Source organism: Rhizobacter sp. P3_B12, assembly GCF_056402895.1.
Map to the genome: position 1 here is coordinate 1 of NZ_JBFUGN010000625.1, position 3,677 is coordinate 3,677.

Consider the following 3,677-nt stretch of genomic DNA (forward strand, 5'->3'; position numbering starts at 1 on the left):
CTTCGTGGCGGCTTCGCCCGGATGGATCTTGTTCTCCACGCCGTCGATGCCGGCCATCAGCAGGGCCGAGAACGCCAGGTACGGGTTCGCCAGCGGGTCCGGGAAGCGCGCTTCGATGCGGCGGCCCTTCGGGTTGGCGACGTACGGAATGCGGATCGAGGCCGAGCGGTTCTTGGCCGAGTAGGCCAGCTTGACCGGGGCTTCGAAGCCCGGGACCAGGCGCTTGTAGCTGTTGGTGCCGGGGTTCGTGATCGCGTTCAGCGCGCGGGCGTGCTTGATGATGCCGCCGATGTAGAACAGCGCGAATTCGCTCAGGCCGGCATAGCCGTCACCGGCGAACAGGTTCTTGCCGTCCTTCCAGACCGACTGGTGCACGTGCATGCCGGAGCCGTTGTCGCCGACGATCGGCTTGGGCATGAAGGTGGCCGTCTTGCCGTAGGCGTGGGCCACGTTGTGGATCACGTACTTCTGCAGCTGCAGCCAGTCGGCGCGCTGCACCAGCGAGCTGAACTTGGTGCCGATTTCCATCTGGCCGGCATTCGCCACTTCGTGGTGATGCACTTCGACCGGGATGCCCAGCGATTCGAGGATCAGGCACATCTCGGAGCGCAGGTCCTGCGCGCTGTCGACCGGGGGCACCGGGAAGTAGCCGCCCTTGACCGCCGGACGGTAGCCGGAGTTGCCGTGGTCGTATTCCTTGCCGGTGTTCCAGGCGGCTTCCTCGGACTCGATCTTCGAGAACGAACCGGACATGTCCACGTTCCAGCGCACGCTGTCGAAGATGAAGAACTCGGGTTCCGGACCGAAGAAGGCGGTGTCGCCGATGCCCGACGACTTCAGGTAGGCCTCGGCACGCTTGGCCAGCGAACGCGGGTCGCGTTCATAGGGCTTGCCGTCGGTGGGCTCGATCACGTCGCAGGTGAGGATCAGCGTCGGCTCTTCGAAGAACGGGTCGATGTTGGCCGTGTTCGGGTCCGGCATCAACAGCATGTCGGAAGCCTCGATGCCCTTCCAGCCGGCGATCGACGAACCGTCGAAGGCATGGCCGGAGATGAACTTGTCTTCGTCGAACGCAGACAGGGGCACCGAAACGTGTTGCTCTTTGCCGCGGGTATCGGTGAAGCGGAAGTCAACGAACTTGACCTCGCTTTCCTTCACCATCTTCATCACGTCGGCGACGGTCTTTGCCATCAGGTTCTCCTAGCGAGAGGCTTGTGGGGTGAGTGGGATTGGTACAACGACAGTTTCAGTGCCGGGAGGGGCCTGGAAATGCGCACAGGAATGTAGCAGAAAGCATGCCCGCGCCCGATGACGGCGCGGCCCCTGCCGGGATGCGATCCACCGGGTGAGCGAGGGCCTCGGAACCGCGATGGATGGGGGGCGGTGACGCCACTTTGGTGCGCCGCGCAGCACCATGCTGGACAAGAGTTCCAGCCCTCATCGCACCAACTCGGGGCCCAGCTGCGCACCATGGCCACGCAGCCCGGCCAGCAACTCGGCGAAGGCCTCGGCCACCGGTGCGGCCGCGCCCTTGACGCCCAGCTCGATGTGGCGCCCCCACTGCGGGTGGTCGACGCTCGGCAGGCTGAACACCTTGACGCCGTCGAAGCGGGCCTCGATGGCCTCCATCAGCGGCGTGAGGGTCGACTCCATCGCGCCGAACACGATGACCGACTGCTCGCGCGGGCGCTCGCTGCGGTGCTCGGCGGTGTAGCGCTCGTCGAGCACCCACTGCACCATCGGCCAGGCCATCACCGGGAAGCCGGGCACGAAGTGCACATGGCCGACCGAGAAACCGGCGATCTTGTTGTAGGGGTTCGGGATGATCTGCGCGCCTTCGGGGAACATGCCCATGTTGAGCCGGTGCAGGTTGTCGGCGCGCTCGGGCTCGTACGGCAGGCCCTGCTCGGCGGCGATGTCGCGCATGCGCTCGAGGATCAGCTCGCGCGCCTGCGGATGGAGCGCCAGCGGCACGCCGAGCGCATCGGCGGCGCACTGGCGCGTGTGGTCGTCGGGCGTGGCGCCGATGCCGCCGCACGAGAACACCACGTCGCCGCTCGCGAAGGCCTCGCGCAGGTGGGCGGTGATGCGGGCGGGGTCGTCGCCGACGTAGCGCGCCCACGAGAGCGGGATGCCGCGTTCGCCGAGCAGCGCGATCACCTTGGGCAGGTGCTTGTCCTCGCGTTTGCCGGACAGGATCTCGTCGCCGATGATGATCAGGCCGAAGTTCATGCGGAAAGCCTTGTGGGTGGAGCTATGCGGGGGGCAGCGGAAGCGGCGTCGGATCGACCGGCGGCGCCACCACCGCGGCGGCGAGCTGCTGCTCGGCGCGCAGCTCGGCCAGCGCGGCCAGCGCGAAGTGTGCGAACCACAGCGACGAGAACGCGAACACCAGCGTGTAGATCCAGATCGCGACCGGCACCAGGATCGGCGCGAGCGCGACGAACATCAGGCCCGAGGCCCACACCAGCGACGGCGCGGCGCCGAGGTAGCCGGTCGCGATGCCGAGGCCGAGGAAGCTGGTGCGGTAGCGGCGCACCAGCTCGCGCCGCTCGTCCTTGCTGGCGTGCTCGGACAGCACGTCGTAGACCATCACGCGGTAGGTGAGCCAGCCCCAGATCAGCGGCGGCACGATGAGCACCATCAGCGGCACGAACCACAGCGGGATCGACGCGATCAGCGCGACGACCGCGATCGCCGTCGAGCCTAGGCTCACGACGACGCTGCCGAGGAAGGTGCCGCCGCGGCGGCGCTCCAGCAGCGGGAAGCGGCGCTGCGCCACCAGGTTCAGCATGGCCGGCGTCATCATCGTCGCGACCACCAGCAGCGACAGCAGCACCAGCACCGGCGTCGCGAGGAAGATCACCACCAGCGGGCCGAGCACCGACTTCAGGTTGCCGGCGCCGATGCTCTCGAGCCAGTTGAAGAGGGCGTGCAGCAGGTCCCACGCATTGAACAGGTCGCGCACGCCATCGATCGCGGCTTCCCAGAAGAAGTAGCCGAGGCCGAACGTGAGGCCGACCAGCAGGAACAACGGCAGCAGCGACAGGACGATGACGCGCGGATGCAGGCAGTAGGCGGCGGCGCGCCAGAAGGAATCGAAGAGAGGCTTGACCATGGCGCGGCAGGATACCCGAGGCCCCGGTTGCTGCGCTCGCTAGCGGCCGAGCATGCGACGCAGTCCGAGCCACTGCTGGTGCCAGAACCCCTGCCCGTACTCGCGTCCGCCCGCCTCGGGCAACTGGTCGCGGATGCCCGTCGGGTCGTAGCGGATCTCGAAGTTGCCGGTGCGGAACAACACGTCCCACACCGGGAACAGCACCGCGAAGTTGTGCCCGCCCAGCGTGCCCTGCCCTGCGGTCTCATGCCCCAGGCCGATGCTGTGGTGCAGCCGGTGGAAGCGCGGGCTGACCAGCACGCGCTCGAACACCGTGCCGAACCACACCCGCAGGTTCGCATGCGACAGGCTCTCCAGCAGCTGCGTGCAGGCCACCACCGCGATGAACTGCCCCGGCGGGATGCCGATCAGCCGCGCGACGACGACGATCACGCTGTCGCGGATCAGGTCATCGAGCAGGTGGTTGCGGTTGTCGCTCCACATCGTCATCTGCCGCTGGCTGTGGTGCAGCGAATGCAGCCCCCACCACCAGTGGAACTGGTGCTGGCCGCGGTGGATC

Annotated in this window: 4 protein-coding genes; all 4 read right to left on the minus strand. The window is 67.4% G+C overall.

The genetic code is table 11. The annotated features are described in order from the left end of the window. A partial coding sequence (gene glnA, locus AC1D01_RS24945) for a type I glutamate--ammonia ligase (RefSeq protein ID WP_477871143.1) occupies positions 1-1,191 on the minus strand: 1,191 nt, incomplete at its 3' end. A 246-nt stretch (positions 1,192-1,437) separates the two neighbouring features. Continuing rightward, positions 1,438-2,232 (minus strand): competence/damage-inducible protein A, encoded by a 795-nt coding sequence (locus AC1D01_RS24950; protein ID WP_477871145.1) that lies wholly within the window; start codon positions 2,230-2,232, stop codon positions 1,438-1,440. A 22-nt stretch (positions 2,233-2,254) separates the two neighbouring features. Then, positions 2,255-3,118 carry an EI24 domain-containing protein gene (locus tag AC1D01_RS24955; protein WP_477871147.1) on the minus strand — a complete coding sequence of 288 codons (864 nt, stop codon included), beginning with the start codon at positions 3,116-3,118 and terminating at the stop codon, positions 2,255-2,257. Between the two features lie 39 nt (positions 3,119-3,157). Further along, a partial coding sequence (locus AC1D01_RS24960) for a sterol desaturase family protein (protein ID WP_477871149.1) occupies positions 3,158-3,677 on the minus strand: 520 nt, incomplete at its 5' end.

Coding starts and splice junctions, on each gene's coding strand:
- AC1D01_RS24950 (WP_477871145.1), bottom strand. CDS start 2,232: ATGAACTTCGGCCTGATCATCATCGGCGACGAGATCCTGTCCGGCAAA.
- AC1D01_RS24955 (WP_477871147.1), bottom strand. CDS start 3,118: ATGGTCAAGCCTCTCTTCGATTCCTTCTGGCGCGCCGCCGCCTACTGC.